This window comes from Parabacteroides timonensis (assembly GCF_900128505.1).
In the GTDB taxonomy this organism is placed as follows: domain Bacteria; phylum Bacteroidota; class Bacteroidia; order Bacteroidales; family Tannerellaceae; genus Parabacteroides; species Parabacteroides timonensis.
In genome coordinates, this window is the sequence record NZ_LT669941.1 from 598,114 (window position 1) to 616,364 (window position 18,251).

The following is an 18,251-nucleotide window of genomic DNA, read 5'->3' on the forward strand; positions in this document are numbered from 1 at the left end:
ATCCTGACTCTATATGTATTCAAAGATTTTCATTCGCTTTTGTTTTTGTCCCGCCAAAAACTTCAGACATATTTATTCTGTTGAGCGTATCGTCTATTTGTTTCGCTTCTTCCGCTGTCAGTATAATATCGGATGCACCGGCATTCTCTTGTAAACGGCTCAGTTTGCGTGTTCCGGGTATAGGAGCGATCCAGGGTTTCTTGCAAAGCATCCAGGCAAGTGATATCTGGGCCGGTGTGGCGCTTTTTGTTTCAGCAAGATTTCTTATCATGTCTAACAGTTGTTGATTGGCTGCAAAACTTTCGGGTCTGAATTGTGGCATGGAACTGCGATAATCCGTATCCGGTTCAAACTTGGAATCCTGATTGTATCTGTCGGAAAGCAATCCGTTGGCAAGTGGTGAGAAAGGAACAAATCCGATGCCAAGCTCTTCCAAAACCGGAAACAGGGTTTCATAATGACGCGCCATCATCGAATAACGGTTTTCCACAGCTGTTAACGGACAGACGCTATGCGCACGCCTGATGACATTCTCTGTCGCTTCGGAAATACCCCAATGGATGATTTTGCCTTCATTAATCAAGTCCTGCATGGTACCTGCCACTTCTTCCGGAGCGATACCGGGATCGACACGGTGCTGGTAATAGAGGTCGATACGATCAGTTTGTAAGCGGCGGAGGGAACCTTCTACTGATTTTCGGATTGTTTCAGGGCGCGAGTCTGTAATAAGCGGGTAGGGGACTTTGCCGCTTTCCGTGTCGAAACGGATACCGAATTTAGTGGCAATTACAATTTTATTCCGGAAAGATTTTAATGCGTCTCCTAATAACTCTTCATTATCGTGCGGATTATCCGGTGTCCCGTATGACTCGGCGGTATCGAAAAAGGTATATCCTAGATCGATTGCCTGAGCCAATAGCTCTGTCATTTCTTTTCTGTTGGGGACTGTTCCATAAGCATGGCTCATTCCCATGCAACCTAAACCGATGGCGGATACTTTCAGTCCGCTGCTTCCTAATTCTCTGTACTTCATGATTCTGTTTCCTTTGTTATTTATGAACTCTTTAATGAGATCCAACAGCATTTTTCTACTGCAGCAAGTAGTGTAACGGGGTTAGGTGCTATATTTATGTATACGTATGCTTTCAGCCAGCTGTTTGTCGGTTTGTTTGTCGATCGCTTCAGTGGAGCGCGTGTGATGGCATGGGGCGGATTGCTTTTGGTTGTAGGAAGTATCCTTTCGGCATTAGCTCCTTCGTTGTGGATGCTCTATGCTGCACGTATCATGGTAGGAATGGGGTCTGCCAGTGTCTACCTGAGTATAACCAAAGAGACGAACCGTATCTTTCCCGGTAATTTTGCTTTGATGCTTGGTTTTGTGATGGTACTTGGTTATTTGGGTGGTGTGGCAGGAAATGCTCCTTTTATTGCAGGTGTACAAGCGTGGGGATGGCAATCGACGTTGATCCTGGCCGGGATCGTTTCGGGTGTGGCTTATGCCGGATTTCTTTTGACGAAGGTTTCTCTTCCGATGCCTGTTGTTGCCCAGAGTGCCCGCTTCGACTTTCGTCGTTTTCTGGATGTGTTGAAAAAGCAACATAATATATATGTGATTGTCTGTGGTTCATTTACGTTCGGGCTCTATTTTGTGGTGCAAAGTATGATTGGGAAGAAGTTTCTGGAAGACTATTCGGGGATGAGTGCAGAAGGGGCAGGGTGGGTACTGACTGTTCTTATGATAATAGGTGCGGCCAATAGTCTGTTGGCTCCGGGGTTGAGTCGTTTGCTGGGCGATCGTCGACGGATATTCATGCTTTTTTCCGGAATCGGTACGGCGTTGTCTTTTCTATTGCTTGTTTTGGCTATCTCTTTTGGAATACATAGTCCATGGCTTACCGGTGGAAGTTTCGTGCTGATGGCATTTGCTGCTAATATATCTCCAATAATAGTTGCACTTATCAAAGAAACGAATTATTCGGATATCTGGGGTGTTGCACTGAGTTTATACACTTTTATTGCATATATGGTGATTGCTGCTTTAGGTAATGTTGTCGGTTTCCTGATGGACAGGTTTGAGCCGGAACATATCGACGGCGTGCAGATATATGGCCGCGATTCTTATTTGCTTTCGTTCGGTGTATTGCTGGTTATCTCATTGTTTGCGGTATATAGTGCATTCCGGATACGGGAAACATATGGTAAAGATATTTGAGTGTCAGTTCTGCATCCGATATTCATTGGGAGTTATTCCAACTACCCGTTTGAACATGCGGCTGAGATGTTGAGGATACTGAAAGCCGAGGTCGTAGGCTATTTCACTCATCGTTTTGTCGGATGAGAGTAGTTTTTCCTTTGCCACTCCTATTACTCGGTCCTGTATATACTCAGAGGCGGTACGTCCTGTTTGTTTACGTATCATATCGCCAAAATAGTTGGGGGAAAGGAAGACTTTGTCGGCGAAATATTTCACGGATGGCAATCCCTCTTTTTGTGGTGCGTCTCCCTCGAAGTAATCATTCAGTAACTGTTCGAAGCGGACGATGATGTCATTATTTACCTCACCCCGTGTTTGGAATTGACGTTCATAGTAACGCATACAGTAGTCGAGTAATAATCCGATATTGGCACAGATCAGCCGACGACTATGTTTATCGATGGCATGTTTCAGTTCGTTTGAAATCTTCTGTAAGCAGTCCATGACAGTTTGCCGCTCTTCTTCGGAAAGATGGAGTGCCTCGTTGGTCTCGTAAGAGAAGAAAGAGTAGTTTCTGATTTCCTGACCGAGGGCGGTACCATGTATCAGGTCAGGATGAAAGAGAATACCGTGTGCATGAGGCTGTATGTTCGGTAGCATTTCCAGGTCGGTTACCTGTCCCGGAGCGAAGCAGACGATAGTCCCATCCTGATAGTCATAATATTGACGACCATATTTGATGTTACCGCATTTGACATCTTTCAGGAATAGTGCATACACCCCATATCGGAACCAGGCTCTTTCAGGCCATTGTGTGGACTGGGTCAAATCGACGACACTCACCAAAGGATGCTGGGTTTCAAGTCCGAAGATTTTGTTGTAACGATCTACGCTGTCTAGTTCGATAATTTCATCTTTATTGATCTCTTCCATATCTCTTTCTATTTTTATACATTACAAATGTAGTTCTTTTCTTCATACGATTTCTATCGTTGTTTCAGAATCCATGATTAGGGTACAATTATCAGTAAAATGTATAAAGTCCCGGTGTTTCTGAGACTCTATTTTTGTATCAGAATAATTAAAACAAAGATAATCTGATAAATAGTAGTGATATGAAAAAGTTTTTATTAATTCCATTGATGCTGTTGACCGTTATGTCGATGGCTGCCTGCGGAGGATCGGACGATGATCCGGTGATGCCTGAAACACCTGAAACATCTGAACAACCCGAAGCTCCTACAACATCTATGAAACTAAATATTACAGTCGGCAGCCGGACGATTACGGCTACGATGGAAGACAATGCTGCTGCACGGGATTTCCTCTCGCGTTTGCCTTTGGAGGTGACTCTGAATGATTATAACAATATTACTGAAAAGATTTTTTATCCGTCGCCTGCGCTGACGACGGCTGGTGTGACACGGGGCTGCTCACCCACACCCGGTGATATTACGATTTATGTACCGTGGGGTAATGTAGCTATTTTCTGTAAAAACTGGTCGCGAAGCAACGATCTGATTAAGATCGGTCGTATTGACGGTGATGGTATCGGGGTTTTGAATGTGGCGGGTGATATAGCGGTAAAATTTGAAAGACAATAAAACCTGCGAAGTTTGGTTTAATATAAGAAACAAAATAAATAAAGCAAATGAAGAAGTTACTAATCGTTTTATTGCTGACCACCGTGATTATTCCGGTGATCGCACAAGAAACTGAAAATATGGTACGTCTGTCGAAAATTACAGTCGATCCGGAACGGTTGGCTGAATATAATGCTTATCTGAAGGAAGAGATAGAAGCCTCCATGCGGTTGGAACCGGGTGTACTGCTACTTTATGCAATGGCTGAAAAGGATCATCCGAATGAGGTGACTATACTTGAAATCTATGCGGATGAAACTGCCTATAAAAGCCACATCGAAACTCCTCATTTCCAGAAATACAAACAGGGAACGCTCGATATGGTAAAACATCTGGAACTGATCGATACTACTCCGTTGATTCCCGGGTTAAAGATGAAATCTCCTTCAACAGCCGTGAATACGGTTCGACCGAGGCCTTTCTGATCAGGACTCCTTTTTCTCCATGAAGTTCCCCTGAAGCCGGTAGGCAAAGACTAAGACAAGGGAGAGGAGGAAAAGTGCCTTCAATACCTTTGCCGTAATCCCAGGTTTCATCCGGTTCGGCTTGATGAACCAGCGTGCAAGGTTGTTCTGAAGACTGGAGTAGTTGAATGATATGATAACCTGTCAGTATATCGAATCCGCGGTCATTCTCTATGGAAAAGGCCGCTTCGTCTTCCCATCCCTCTTCGGTTACGTCCAGTATGATGCCGAGGGTGAGGTGGACTTTGTCTTTGTGCAACACATTCATCACTTCGACGGCGCCACCCGAATGGATTTCTTCATCCCCGGTAAATGCTATAACTACATCGTTATTCAGTTCATCACGCAGCATCAGGTCGATGATTACGGCATTCGTCGCACTGTTGTCGAAAGTCCCTTTCCAACAATCACCGGCCTCTTCCATAAAGCAATTCTGATAGACACAATCGATATGAGAGGATATGAGCGTGTTCCATTCGGCCGGATCTGTTAGTCGGGCATAGATAAGTGAAAGAGGCCCTTCGTGAATTAACCGGTAATTACTTGATTGCAGCAGTCTTTTTATTTCATTTACCCGATTACAGATCGTAAATTTATTCCCATCATCTTTGCTGTCGATAGTGAGACGTTGGAGCAGGGTGGGATATGATAGAGAGTTATGTTGCATGAATATTATGGAATGTTTTTCGAATACAAAAGTAGGAAGTTTTTTTAAGAGTAGGATATGATTATCGTGTAATCGCTATCTTTGTAAAATCTATTAATCAACAGAAAGAGATTATGCTTGCATATACATATATTGAACATGGTAAATTCGAACTGCGCGAGAAGCCGGAGCCGGAAATAAAAGATTCACGTGATGCTATCGTACGTGTGACGCTGGGTAGTATCTGTACGAGTGACCTGCATATTAAACATGGTAGTGTGCCACGTGCCGTACCCGGAATAACGGTAGGGCATGAGATGGTCGGTATTGTGGAGCAGGTAGGTCCTGATGTTATTTCCGTCAAACCGGGGGATAGGGTAACCGTAAATGTAGAGACATTCTGTGGGGAATGCTTCTTTTGCAAACATGGGTATGTCAATAACTGCACGGACCCTAATGGCGGTTGGGCTTTAGGATGTCGTATAGACGGCGGTCAGGCAGAATATGTCAGGGTTCCTTATGCCGACAGTGGGTTAAACCGTATTCCGGAGACGGTTAGCGACGAGCAAGCTCTATTTGTTGGTGATGTGTTGGCCACAGGTTTTTGGGCAGCCCGCATTTCAGAGATTTCCAATGATGATACAGTGCTTATCATTGGTGCCGGTCCTACCGGTATCTGTACATTGCTTTGTGTGATGCTGAAGAAGCCACGACGTATCATTGTCTGTGAAAAGTCCCCTGAAAGAATCCGGTTTGTCCGTGAACATTACCCTGATGTGCTGGTGACGGAACCTGAAAACTGCAAGGATTTCGTACTTCGTAACAGCGATCATGGCGGTGCAGATGTAGTCCTGGAGGTAGCGGGTAGCGAAGATACTTTCCGTTTGGCTTGGGATTGTGCCCGACCCAATGCGATTGTCACCGTTGTTGCCCTCTATGATAAACCCCAACTTCTTCCTTTACCAGATATGTATGGAAAGAATCTGACCTTTAAAACAGGGGGTGTGGACGGTTGTGACTGTGCCGAGATTCTCGAATTGATCGAGCAAGGTAAGATAGACACCACTCCGCTTATCACTCACAAATTTCCGTTGAATGAGATTGAAGAGGCTTATCGTGTCTTTGAAAATCGTTTGGATGGGGTTGTGAAGGTGGCTATTTCGGTTTAGTGATACAATAAAAAGTTTTCAAGATAAATCCTTCATTCCTTCATCTTATTGTATTAACTATTTGATTATGCTGTTTTTATATATGAAGGATGTTTGTCAGGATGAAGGAATGTTTTTTGAATTGTCGTTTTTTCATTCACTAATGATGATTCCGAAACGATAAAAAGAGGGAGTATCCATCGAAAGGTTATTTGTATGCTAATGTTATTTTAGTGCTAGGATTACTGGGGCTTAGCCTGGTTGTCCTTTCTTTTTTCCTATTTGTTATCTGTCGAACGCTTGTTTGTCAGTTATCAAACGCTTGTTCGATAGTTGTATTATAAGCGTTTGACAATTGACAAACAATAAAAAGATAGTAACTCTCATAATAATAAGTAATTATAGATACCCTTACTGCTTATTATTTAAACCTTACTCCCTACCTGGCATATAAAGTTGAATCAGGTAGGAATTTTAGGTAGGAATATGAAGATTTCAGCCCCCAATAAATCTGTTTCCTTCATGTTGTCAAAATTCCTTCATGTACAAAATATCAATAACCAGCTTGTTAGATCAAGGATGAAGGAATGAAGGATTTATTTTATGAAATTTTTGTTGAGAAATTTTTGAAGATGTGATGCTTCGTTTTATATTTCTATGTTCCGGATGAACTTTGCCGGAACACCGCCAACTACCGTGTTTGCAGCCACGTCTTTTGTTACGACAGCTCCTGCTGCAACGATGGCATTGTCGCCAATGGTTACGCCTTGTAAAATAGTGGCATTCGAACCGATCCAGACATTTTTGCCAAGTACAATAGGGGCAGGATAGGTTATTTTACGGTCTTTCGGTGCAAGGCCATGGTTGAGAGTAGCGAACACGACGTTGTGTCCGATTTGACAATCATCACCGATCGTAACACCGCCGTGATCCTGAAAGTGACAGCAGGCGTTGATAAAAACGTTTTTACCAACCTGGATATTTTTCCCGAAATCAGTGTAGAACGGAGGAAATACACGCAGTGTCGGATCGACTTCGTATCCGAACAATCGCGAAAGTAATACCCGAACCTCGTCGGGGGTATGATATGAACTGTTCAGTTCGAAGGTTATACGCCGTGCCTCGTTGCTCATTTCGTCCATGAAACGATGGATCTCCGGCGTATTGAGTGGCTCCCGTGTTCGGATAACCTGTAAAAAATCATTGAGTATCATAAGCTTAATTTTAGATGTATATTTTCATAATGCAAAATTACAAGAAATATACATCCTGTTCTATACCCAAATCAGGGGAAAGATTACCCTTTTTACGGTTTTTACATCATTCTACTATTCCTTTTTACGTTTACCATAAAATTCCAAATATTTCTCTATATTGGATTTTATATATTCAATACTATGATGGCCAGGGAATACGTGGTTTTGAGAATTAATAGCTCTCTTTTTTAATATATCCTGTAAAATTGAGCAACCTTTATAGAATTCACTTTCATCTTTGTCTCCTGCATCCAGATAAACCTCAAGGTCGAGGAGTATTTTGTTGTTACGGGCAATAGATATAGGATCATATTTTTCCCAAGTATCCATATCCTGAAAATAAGGCATATCTTCTTTTTCTAGAGTTAATTCTAATGCGGGCATATGACCTCCCACTTTTGAAAAAAGATCCTGATGCCGGAATGCATTATGAAGAGCAGCGTATCCTCCAGCCGATGCACCGCCAACAAATCTGCTTTTTCTATCTCGTATTGTGTTGAAGGTATTGTCTATGAAAGGAATTATTTCATGTATAAAGTAATCTTCATACATTCCAAGGTTGATAATTCTTTCATTGTAAATGGAATCAGGAATATCTTGACTGTTAAAAGAAGAGTTTATACCACGACTATTTTCAATTCTTGGACAAACAATAATTAGTGGCTCGATATTTCTGTTATGTATAAGTAAATCTGCTTTCGTTTGTATATCAACTTCAAACATTATATTCTCATTGCCACTTCTTCCATGTAGAAAATATAATACAGGAAGAGGAAGGGAAGTTTCATAGTTTTTGGGTAAGTATACACAAACTTGCATTTCTTTTCTAAGAATATTACTATAAAAGATTATTTTCTCGATTTTAGATATATCCATATTATATAAGTTTATCTAGTTTAGGTGTTATCTTGTGAACCAATATTAAATTAGCAATAGCAACCAATAATCCTATGGAGAAACAGATTACAATTTCTTTGAAGGAAAATGAATGAACGATGTAATCTATCCCGATAATAATATAGGGAATAGATAAAATAGAGGTTATTATGACAGGAATATATTTTCTGATAATTATAAATTGAATGATATGTATGCCTATATGAAAAGCAAATGAAGTAAAAAAGGCTAGCCATGCATAAGGCCATTCAAAAAGTAAATAAATTATTGTGGCTATACTAATCAGTATGAATTCTTCTGCGACTGCTAATGCGAAAGAAGATACGGACATTGTTTCTAAATGGTTGATTTGTTCTCTAAATCGGGGATATTTAGCTTGTAACCATGTACCATTTTTTGTAAACCAAGCTTTGAAGCCTATTATCTCTTCAAAGTCATGTGCCATAAAGACGAGAGGTAATAGATATATAATGATTTCAGAATTGCCCATTTACTTTGATTTTGAATTGCAAAGTTATTGAAATTTCAATAAGAATGTTGATATTCCAAAATTCATTTGTATGAAGGGTGTACCATCTTGTAGTCCTTTATACGGACATTTGGCACACCCTTAAGATCTCTTTTAGTGATTGGTTCCTTCAAACAGATCCCGGTTATCCCGTGAGTTTTGTGAACCTCTCTTGAAGTTATTGAATGTATAACTGATAGACAAGGTTATAACCGGATAATCCGGTCGTATGCGTGTAATGGACTGTAGGTCTGCTGTTGTAATATCGCTTCTGTAACGGGCAGAGTTGAATATGTCCCGGAAAGAAAGTGTCGATTGCAGGTTGGGGCTGAACAGTTGCTGACGGATTGCCAGGTTGACAAACCAGAAAGCATCCGACCGTCCCTGCGTCGTAACCGACGGGCCTACGAAGTTTCCGTCCAACTGGATGCGAGTGTTCTTAAATATACGGAACATATTATTTAATGTAATATCATAATTAGTACTGGTCTCTTTCTTTCCACCCGATTGAATATCGTTCACTATCTTATAGTAGTAAATGTTTCCGTTTACATTCAGGTTCCACCATTTGTTAATCGTTAGTTGTCCGTTTAATTCGAGACCCAGAGCATGGTCGTTTCCGACATTTGCCATAGAGTCGAGGGTTACTCCGGCTTGATACGGGACACGCAAGCGTTCGATCTTATCTTTTCGCGACCTGTAAAACAAGCTGGATTGTAATAATTGTTCTCCGAAGTTCTTTTTGTAATTCAGTTCAAAGGAATGTATATATTCAGGCCGGATGTCTGGATTTCCGATCTCGGCTGTGTAATAATCGCGATACGTGATATATGGCTCCATGTAAAAGAGTTCCGGACGGTTGGTTCGGTACGAATAGGCAAATGTCAGTTTCTGTTCATGGGGAAGTGTATATCCGATATGTACGGAAGGAAAAACTTCGAAACGGTTTACTTTCCGATTTGCACCTTCGATGGAGCTGCGTAATACCTGGTGTGTATGTTCGCCCCGGACGCCGACCTGTGCATCGAATGCCTTATAACTGTCGCTGCCTATCAGATAAACCGAATGGATACCACGTTGAAAATAGAATGTGTTGTAAATATCTTCGCGCCAGTAGAACTCCTTTTTCTCCGGGTTCCAGAACTGCATACTGTAATCGCCGTCTTCCAGGTAAGAATGATACTGATAGCCGCTCTCCAAATGACCGGTCTTGCTGTAAGGATATTTATAGTCGACATTACCGCGTACCGTCCAACGTATTTCATCCTCCCAGGCACGATGTCCCTGTTGACGTTGGTCACTTTTATCAAACAGGTCGCTTTGGAAATACTCCATAGGATTTCCTTCATATCCTAACATGAAACTACCGGAAAGTGCATGTCCATCGTCATTGAACTTATGAGAAAATCCGGCTTTCCCGATATTGACAGTCGAATGCAGATCGAATTCATCGCGGCTGTTGAAGTTGTGTGGGGCGGATTCGCCGGTAGCGTCTTTGCGGGTTTCCGTGTAGTCCAGGTTTCCGTCACGGGTGAATTTGTCGTAGACAACCTGCAACTCTGCGTTGACGGATGTTTTCGGAGAGAAAGAATAATCGATGCCTCCGCGCAATCCGTAATGGTAGTTCTTCCCTTTTCTGGGACCATGAGAGATGGATGTTGTTGTTACATCATCGACAATAGTTGTTTTTTGCTGATCGAAGTGGCTTTCCCGGATCGGTTGGTTCCAATGCCCGGCAAAATGCCATTGCAATTTATTCAATTGCTGGGAGATAAGGAAGTCGACTCCATTGGAAAGGGCTGTACTGCCATACATATTCGCCATACCATTAATACCCTGGTGTTTATGCTTTTTAGTGACAATGTTAATCATGCCGACTTCACCATCCGTATCATAACGAGCCGATGGGGTAGTGATGATTTCCACATTTTCTATCTGTCCGGCCGGTATCTGTTGCAATGCCTGTGTACCAGAATAGAAGCTCGGCTTTCCATCGATATATACTTTAAAGCCGCTACTCCCTCTGAATGTTACGTCACCATTGACATCGACCCGTATGGAAGGAGTGTTTTCAAGAATATCGACAGCCGTACCGCCGCTTCCCATCAGGTTGTTGGAGGCATCGATGATCTTTTTATCCAGTTTATAGATGATCTGCCTTTTCGTACCTTCCACTACGACTTCGGATAATCCGACTTCCAGTGGCTGCAATTCGATAATACCCAGATCCAATACAGGCTGGGAGGGACGAAGCGCAATCGTTTCACGGGTATAGACATCATATCCGATCAACCTGACCAATAATGAATATTCCCCGTCGTTAATATCCGTTATCCGGAAAGACCCATCTGTCCCGGATAACGTACTGGAAACAGCTGCCGTTTCCCCTTTCTTTAATACTATGACATCCGCAAATTCGATCGGATTGCCTGTGCTTTTATCCCGGATCATCCCTTTTATCCGGGGAGAAACAGCCATAACGGAATGGAAGCTGAATACTAAAAGAATAAGAATTAAAGTACCTTTCATGATGATATGTTTATGATTGATGTCGCAAAACTAATCAAGTGATTTCTATACGGAGAAGAGATAATGGGAGATTTGATCGGTGTGTCATGGAGAGAGATATATTTGTCACTGTCAGACATAGCGGAGACAGGAAATAAGACTATATTTGTCTATGATTTCATTCTTCGATATCGCTATTGGGAAGAGAACTTTTTATTGTTTTCTTTTCTTATCGGCCCTTTTACTGATCGCTCCGTCGGTGAAGGGTTTCAACCTGCGGAAAATAAATAACGCGGAAAACCTTTCCAGTAGCAACATCTTTTCATTCTATCAGGACGAAAAAGGATTTATGTGGATAGGTACGAGCCGTGGGGTAGATATCTATGATGGAAAACGTATTATAAAGTACAGCCCCAGGGACGGCGAGAAATATTTTGCCGGTAGCCGGATTGAGAAGATAGAACAGACCGGTGGGAAGGTCTGGCTTCAGACTTATCACGGATTATATAAGATTGACTTGAAAACATCTGTCACCCAGTCGTTCGATATGTTTAACCGGATAGCTTTTCTCGATAAAGACAGCCGGGGAAATATCTTCCTGATACAGGGTAACAATAGTATTTATTATACACTTAAGGATCAGGAACAATTTGAGCAAAAGTTCATTCCTGATCTGGCAGCAAACGATATAGCCGATTTCTTTATCGATGACTCCGATCGATTGTGGATATTCCAGAAGAACGGCGACAACATTTGTTTTTCCATTCAGATAGACGAGCAAGGTAATGCGAACCTTTTCCCTTTGCCCGGTTATAAGCATCCCGTCGGTATCGTCTATTGTGCGAACGAAGATAACATCTCGTATTTCGTGGATAACACATATACGTTGTATGAATTCGATACATCCAGTCGTAAAGCTTTTCCCGTATATCCTTTAAAGGATTATCTTGCCGGAAAAGACGACATCACATCCCTTCTGAAATTCCATGACGACTATTTCATCGGCTTTAAGACGAAAGGATTATCCTTGCTTAGGAAAGGTGAATATGGTTATTATTTCGATACATTGGAGATTACCGGTGGAATCAACTGTCTGCGTAAGGATAATTATCAGGATATGATTTGGGTAGGAACTTCTGGACACGGTGTATTTACCTGTTCGGAAGACTTGTATTCCATCCGGTCTGTTCACCTGAATGATCTTCCGTTAAAATTACGGCAACCTGTAAATGCTTTGTTCGTAGACAAAGAGAATACTTTATGGTTGGGTAGCCGGGGAGACGGCATTCTTCGTGTCTTTGATTTCCAACCGGATAAAAAGGTAGAAGATCACCGTATGGAATTGATCTCTACTTCAAATAGTGGGTTACGGGATAATACGATCCTTTCTTTTTCATCCAGTCGACAGGATAACCTCTGGATCGGAAGTGAACACGGACTCAGCTATTTTAACCGGAAAGAGAAACGTATCATTCCTATTCCTGTATTATGTGGGAATAGAAATGTAGAATTTATATCCGATATATATGAACGAGATTCCCTATTGTGGATATCTACGCTTGGCATGGGGATCATACAGGCAACATTTGAATGGCGGAACAGCCATCCTGTAGTAACGGTTGTAAAACAATTCACTGTCCGTGAAGATGACGAGTTTACCAATCGTTTTCAATATATCTATCCGGAAAACGATTCTATTTTATGGTGCATGAATAAGGGAGAAGGTTTCTTCCGGCTGAATATCGCAACATCAACCTGGGAAAATATCCGTTTTGAAGGAAATACGATCAATGAAACCAATGTTATACAGAAAGATTATCACGGAAACTACCTGATCGGAACCAATTACGGGTTGGTAAAGTATGGCCCGGACGATTATAAATTATTGAATGAGATCAATAAATACTCAACCAACAGCATTTATAGTATTCTTCCTGATACTATTGCCGGTTATTGGTTAAGTACTAACCGGGGGTTGATCTTGTATAATACAGACCAGGAATTGTTCCGCACTTACGATCATCATGACGGTCTTTCGATACTCGAATTTAATGAAGGTTCCTCCTTCAAAAACGAAAATGACGGGACGCTTTTCTTCGGGGGAACCAATGGCTTTGTTACTATCCGTCGCAATTATTATGATGAAGGGCAACACTATATGCCGCCAGTCTATTTCAGGACGATCACTATACGGGATAGGCAGTATCCTGTTGAGGAATTTCTGTCGCAGAAGGGAAAAAAGACGATTCTGAAACTCTCGCATGACGAGAATTTCTTTACGCTCTCTTTCTCTGCGACCGACTATCTGAACGGTAATGGTTATTCCTATTATTATAAGTTGGATAGCGGTGAAAAGGAATGGACTTCCAACGGAAGTTCCGATATAATCACTTTCGCTGATCTTCATCCGGGGAATTATACATTGTATATAAAGTATTATAATAAAGTACTGGGAAAAGAAAGTTATATCTATAAACTAAATATCGAAGTTTTACCTCCGTGGTATGCTTCATCCTGGGCCCGATGCATTTATTTTTTACTATTATTGGTTGTGACAGGGCTTGTCACTCGGATATGGATTGTTTACAATAGAAAGAAAAAAGCGGATCGTCTGCAGAAGATGGAACAGAAACATAAAGAGGAAATATACGAGTCCAAGCTCCAGTTCTTCACAAATATATCCCATGAGTTCTGTACGCCGTTAACGCTTATCTACGGCCCTTGCAACCGTTTGATGGAGCAGAAGAACTTGAGTGAACCCGCCCGGAAATACACTTCCATCATTAAGCAGAATGCCGAGAGGCTGAATTCGCTGATACAGGATCTGATCGAATTCAACCGGATCGAGTCGGGTTATAAGAAACCTGTGATAATACCTGTCGATATAACTGCTTTAGCCAATAAACTGGTGGATTCATTCACCGATATGGCGGAGTCGCATGCTGTAAGACTTGAAAAAGAGATATCCCTTTTTATTCAATGGAATTCCGACAAGGATTTTATTGTCACCATCCTTCTCAATCTTTTATCCAATGCATTCAAATACGCGGAAAACGAGAAGAAAGTAATTGTCAGGATCGGAACCGATTCCAATAATTTATATATCACCGTCTCCAATACCGGAAAGGGGATAGCAGCAAAAGATATTCCTACTCTGTTTGACAGATACCGCATTCTGCAGAACATTGAACAAAGTGACAATACTTCATTCTGGTCGCGTAACGGGTTAGGTCTGGCAATCTCTTACAATATGGTACATTTGCTCGGCGGAACGATTGAAGTAGAGAGTATCCCGGATGAATGGACACATTTCAGGATCAAACTGCCTTACCTCGAAGCTTCTCTTGCCGGATCAAACGAAGAGACGGCTGTATCATTGCCTGATTATAATTCGGAACGTACACCTGTCTGGCAAATCCCTGAAAGTCCTATCGACAGATCGAAACCGACACTGCTTGTTGTGGATGATGAAATAGAAATCCGCTGGCTTATCTTCGATATATTCAGGGACGATTATAATGTATTGACAGCTGCAGGTCCCATTGAGGCCTCTGAAATATTAAAAGATATACACCCCGACCTTATTATTTGTGACGTGATTATGCCGGGAACAGATGGCCTGACTTTCTCACGGCAGGTAAAAGAGGATGAAACAACTGCTCATATCCCTTTTATTCTGTTATCGGCTCGACAGGATATTGAAGGGCAGACTGCGGGGCTGAATGCCGGAGCAGAACTTTATATAACCAAGCCGTTTAATGTGGATTTCCTGAAATCTTCCGTCCAACGCCTGTTGGAGAGAAAAGAAAGTCTCCGTGAATATTTCTCGTCTCCATTAAGTTCATACACGTTAGAGAACGGAAAGCTATCCCATAAAGAGCATAAAAAATTCGTCAATGATATATTGAAGATCATTAATAAAAATCTAAGGAACAAAGACCTGTCTGCGCAATTGATCGCTGAGAAAATGAACATAGGTCTTCGTACCTTTTACCGTAAGCTGGAAGAGATTGAAGAGATCACTCTAGCTGAACTGATCAATAACTGTCGGTTACTGAAAGCTGCCGATTTGCTTATAAAAACAAAACTGACCATCGATGAAATAGTCTTTCAATCCGGCTTCACCAACCGCTCCACTTTTTATCGGGCATTCTCAAAGAAATATAATTGTACCCCGACGGAGTATAGAAAACAACAGGATGGTTCGATGAGCAAATAAGCCGGAGGATAGAACCGACGGGGATATTGTATAGATGATTTTTGCTGGAGGAAAGGAGGGTGTTGCTGACGATTAAGATGAAAGAGAAGTTACCATATCCACAAATGCCATGAAAAATAAGTTGTAAAAAACAACTCTAAGCATTGAAATCAATAAAAAACAACTATCTTTGTCCTGTTACCTGCTAGTAGGTAACAGACCATTAAAACCATTGACATATGGAAAAGTACGTTAACATTATGTTAGACAAAGCTTTTAAATCCGTTTTCGGAGTAAAGCAAGTAGCCATCGACTTTATCAATGCTGCCCTCGAAGGCGAGCGCCAGGTCAAAGACTTGACCTATCTTGATAAAGAAATCCAACCCGAAGTGATAGAACAGCGCACGGTGATCTTCGATCTCCTATGCGAAGATGTGGACGGGAGTAGATTTATTTTGGAGATGCAGAATTGTCCGCAACGTTGTTTCTTTAATCGGGGATTCTATTATCTTTGCCGGATGGTCTCTCGTCAGGGAGAGTCTGGTGATGACTGGAAGTATAGCCTGCTTCCGGTGTATGGTATCTATCTGTTGAACTTTAGTCTGCCGGAATTTCGGAGCTGGCGTACGGACGTAGTCCTCGCCGACGAGGCAACAGGTAAAACATTTGGCGAGGTCAAGCTGAAACAGATCTATCTGTCGTTCGACCTGTTCAATTTGAGTGAAGAGAAATGTAAGACGCCTCTTGAAAACACGATTTATATATTGAAGAATATGAATTTATTTGATATGTCTCCGTTCAAGGAGAAAAATGATGCTTTCAAGCGCTTGCTCGATGTGGCAAACCTGGAAACAATGACTGCTCACGAACGTGCTGTCTATGAGGAGAATCTGAAGATCTACCGTGACTGGCGTGCTACGCTGGAATATGCTGTGGAGGAAGCCGAGGAAAAAGGTTTAAAGAAAGGCAAGAAAGAAGAACAACGCCTTATCGCAACAAACTTAAAAAAGCAGGGAGTTTCAGTCGAAACAATAGCCCAAGGCACTGGGTTGTCGGCTGAAGAAATAGACGAATTATAATTTCTATTGTTTGTCAATTGAATCAGCCAGATTGTTATATATTGAACAGTCTGGCTGATTTTGTGATTATATATAAGCATCGGTATCGGCAATCCTAAGAGAGCGCAAAGCACTCTATGAAAGGCCTCAGCGGGTGAGCGTCCGTGGAGGGAGAAGACGAAGCGACCCGGAAAAATCCGCTGTTTGAGCGCAGCGAGTTTCGGATTTTTCAAGCGAAGTCTTCTCCCGGAGCAGCGAAGCCGGTGCAGCCTTGATCTTTTGCCTACTTTTGGATCAAGCCAAAAGTAGGAGCCTAATTTTGTTTCAACTGTTCCGTATATTTATCTATACGTAATAACTCTTTCGGAATATCGATGTTCTGCGGACAATGCGGATTGCACTGGTTGCAGCCGACACAATGATTGGCCTGACGCAGCCGGGGAACACTACGGTCGTATCCGACAAGGAAAGCACGACGCGCTTTCGCATAATTTTCATCCTGTTGGCTTTCGGGAATATTTCCGGCATTGATACAACGGTTGTAATGCAAGAGGATCTCAGGAATATCCAAACCATACGGACAAGGCATACAATATTTACAATCATTGCAGGGGATGGTTGGATAGCGGAGCATTTGTACGGCAGTCTCTTCCAGAAAAGCCAGATCGTTATCCGTCAGCGGTTCCAGTGGGGAATAGGTGCGGAGATTATCCTGCAGATGTTCCATATAAGTCATTCCGCTTAACACAGTCAATACACCCGGGAATGTTCCGGCGAAACGGAAAGCCCATGATGCGACACTCGACTCGGGACTGCGTTGTTTCAGTTTCGCTGCAATATGGTCGTGTACGTTCGAGAGACGGCCTCCCAGTAACGGCTCCATGATGATGGCGGGGATGTTCCGTTTCTGTAATTCGCCGTATAGATATTCAGCATCGGTATTCCGGGTGTTGACCTCTTTCGCATGTTTCCAGTCAACATAGTTGAGCTGTATCTGGACAAAGTCCCACTTGATCTCGTCCTGACGGGAGAGGAGGTAGTCGAATACTTTGATATCTCCATGATAAGAGAAACCCAGGTTGCGGATACGGCCTGCCTGTCGTTCTTCAAGCAGAAAATCGAGTATACCGTTGTTTATATAACGTCCTTCGAAATCTTCCATACCGTTTCCCATACCGATACCGTGCAACAGGTAATAGTCGATATAGTCGACTTGCAGCTCTTTCATAGAGTTACGATACATAGCCATCGAGTTTTCACGGCTCCATGTCTGGGGCGCGAAGTTGGATAATTTGGTGGCAATATAATAGGTATCGCGCGGATAACGGCTGAGAGCGATACCTGTGGCATGCTCCGAACGTCCTTTACAATATGCAGGCGATGTGTCGAAATAGTTGATACCATGTGCAATGGCATAGTCGACCAGGCGGTTGACCATTTCCTGGTCGATCTCGTCGCCACTGTCTCTTGCACTGCTGTTGGAAACTGTTGGCCAACGCATACAGCCATATCCTAACAAGGATACTTTATCGCCTGTCGTGGGCGTGGTGCGATAGGTCATTTCGGCAGGAATATCACCGGAACCGTTTCCCCGGAAGGATGCGTTTTTATCCGGTTTACAACTATAAAGTGAGGCTGTCGATGCCAGTGTGCTGCCGCCTAAGACTTTCAGGAATCTCCGTCGGTCTATATTCTTTTTATTCTTTTCTTCCATGATGCTTTGTTTTGATG

At 42.3% G+C, this 18,251-nt stretch carries 14 protein-coding genes; 6 read left to right on the forward strand and 8 right to left on the reverse strand.

Annotated features, from left to right (window positions below):
- Positions 1-19 precede the first annotated feature (19 nt).
- Complete coding sequence (locus BQ7394_RS10010; protein WP_075559963.1) at positions 20-1,033, reverse strand: aldo/keto reductase; 1,014 nt, start codon at positions 1,031-1,033, stop codon at positions 20-22.
- A gap of 39 nt (positions 1,034-1,072) precedes the next feature.
- Here BQ7394_RS10010 and BQ7394_RS10015 point away from each other — a divergent pair, with 39 nt between their 5' ends.
- A complete protein-coding gene (locus BQ7394_RS10015) occupies positions 1,073-2,212 on the forward strand; it encodes an MFS transporter (RefSeq protein ID WP_262497553.1) in 1,140 nt (379 codons plus the stop codon).
- 3 nt (positions 2,213-2,215) lie between these two features.
- Here BQ7394_RS10015 and BQ7394_RS10020 read toward each other — a convergent pair whose 3' ends face one another.
- Positions 2,216-3,127: a helix-turn-helix domain-containing protein gene (locus tag BQ7394_RS10020; RefSeq protein WP_075557313.1), complete on the reverse strand. Its 912-nt coding sequence runs from the start codon at positions 3,125-3,127 to the stop codon at positions 2,216-2,218.
- A 182-nt stretch (positions 3,128-3,309) separates the two neighbouring features.
- Here BQ7394_RS10020 and BQ7394_RS10025 point away from each other — a divergent pair, with 182 nt between their 5' ends.
- Together BQ7394_RS10025 and BQ7394_RS10030 are read left to right on the forward strand one after the other, a co-directional pair.
- Complete coding sequence (locus BQ7394_RS10025; RefSeq protein ID WP_075557314.1) at positions 3,310-3,798, forward strand: cyclophilin-like fold protein; 489 nt, start codon at positions 3,310-3,312, stop codon at positions 3,796-3,798.
- A gap of 47 nt (positions 3,799-3,845) precedes the next feature.
- Entirely contained in the window at positions 3,846-4,262 is a 417-nt protein-coding gene (locus BQ7394_RS10030) for a putative quinol monooxygenase (RefSeq protein WP_075557315.1), read from the forward strand.
- On the opposite strand, the gene BQ7394_RS10035 is transcribed toward BQ7394_RS10030, so the two are convergent.
- Complete coding sequence (locus BQ7394_RS10035; RefSeq protein ID WP_075557316.1) at positions 4,186-4,968, reverse strand: zinc-binding metallopeptidase family protein; 783 nt, start codon at positions 4,966-4,968, stop codon at positions 4,186-4,188. The genes BQ7394_RS10030 and BQ7394_RS10035 overlap by 77 nt on opposite strands.
- A gap of 113 nt (positions 4,969-5,081) precedes the next feature.
- On the opposite strand from BQ7394_RS10035, the gene BQ7394_RS10040 reads away from it, so the two are divergent.
- The gene (locus BQ7394_RS10040; RefSeq protein ID WP_075557317.1) at positions 5,082-6,116 is read left to right on the forward strand and encodes an alcohol dehydrogenase; all 1,035 of its coding nucleotides are present in this window, start codon (positions 5,082-5,084) and stop codon (positions 6,114-6,116) included.
- Positions 6,117-6,742: 626 nt separating this feature from the next.
- Here BQ7394_RS10040 and BQ7394_RS10045 read toward each other — a convergent pair.
- The 4 genes from BQ7394_RS10045 to BQ7394_RS10060 all read right to left on the reverse strand — a co-directional run bounded on the left by BQ7394_RS10045 (position 6,743) and on the right by BQ7394_RS10060 (position 11,285).
- Positions 6,743-7,309: a sugar O-acetyltransferase gene (locus BQ7394_RS10045; RefSeq protein WP_075557318.1), complete on the reverse strand. Its 567-nt coding sequence runs from the start codon at positions 7,307-7,309 to the stop codon at positions 6,743-6,745.
- A 114-nt stretch (positions 7,310-7,423) separates the two neighbouring features.
- Positions 7,424-8,227 carry an alpha/beta hydrolase gene (locus BQ7394_RS10050; RefSeq protein ID WP_075557319.1) on the reverse strand — a complete coding sequence of 268 codons (804 nt, stop codon included), beginning with the start codon at positions 8,225-8,227 and terminating at the stop codon, positions 7,424-7,426.
- 1 nt (position 8,228) lies between these two features.
- Positions 8,229-8,738, reverse strand: a complete 510-nt coding sequence (locus BQ7394_RS10055; RefSeq protein WP_075557320.1) for an HXXEE domain-containing protein — start codon at positions 8,736-8,738, stop codon at positions 8,229-8,231.
- A 132-nt stretch (positions 8,739-8,870) separates the two neighbouring features.
- Positions 8,871-11,285 (reverse strand): TonB-dependent receptor, encoded by a 2,415-nt coding sequence (locus tag BQ7394_RS10060; protein ID WP_075557321.1) that lies wholly within the window; start codon positions 11,283-11,285, stop codon positions 8,871-8,873.
- Positions 11,286-11,436: 151 nt separating this feature from the next.
- Here BQ7394_RS10060 and BQ7394_RS10065 point away from each other — a divergent pair, with 151 nt between their 5' ends.
- Positions 11,437-15,483, forward strand: coding sequence for a hybrid sensor histidine kinase/response regulator transcription factor (locus tag BQ7394_RS10065; RefSeq protein ID WP_075557322.1), 4,047 nt, complete (start codon positions 11,437-11,439; stop codon positions 15,481-15,483).
- Positions 15,484-15,701: 218 nt separating this feature from the next.
- Positions 15,702-16,541: an Rpn family recombination-promoting nuclease/putative transposase gene (locus BQ7394_RS10070; protein WP_075557323.1), complete on the forward strand. Its 840-nt coding sequence runs from the start codon at positions 15,702-15,704 to the stop codon at positions 16,539-16,541.
- Positions 16,542-16,833: 292 nt separating this feature from the next.
- Here BQ7394_RS10070 and BQ7394_RS10075 read toward each other — a convergent pair whose 3' ends face one another.
- Positions 16,834-18,234 carry an aldo/keto reductase gene (locus tag BQ7394_RS10075; protein WP_075557324.1) on the reverse strand — a complete coding sequence of 467 codons (1,401 nt, stop codon included), beginning with the start codon at positions 18,232-18,234 and terminating at the stop codon, positions 16,834-16,836.
- Between the last annotated feature and the right edge of the window lie 17 nt (positions 18,235-18,251).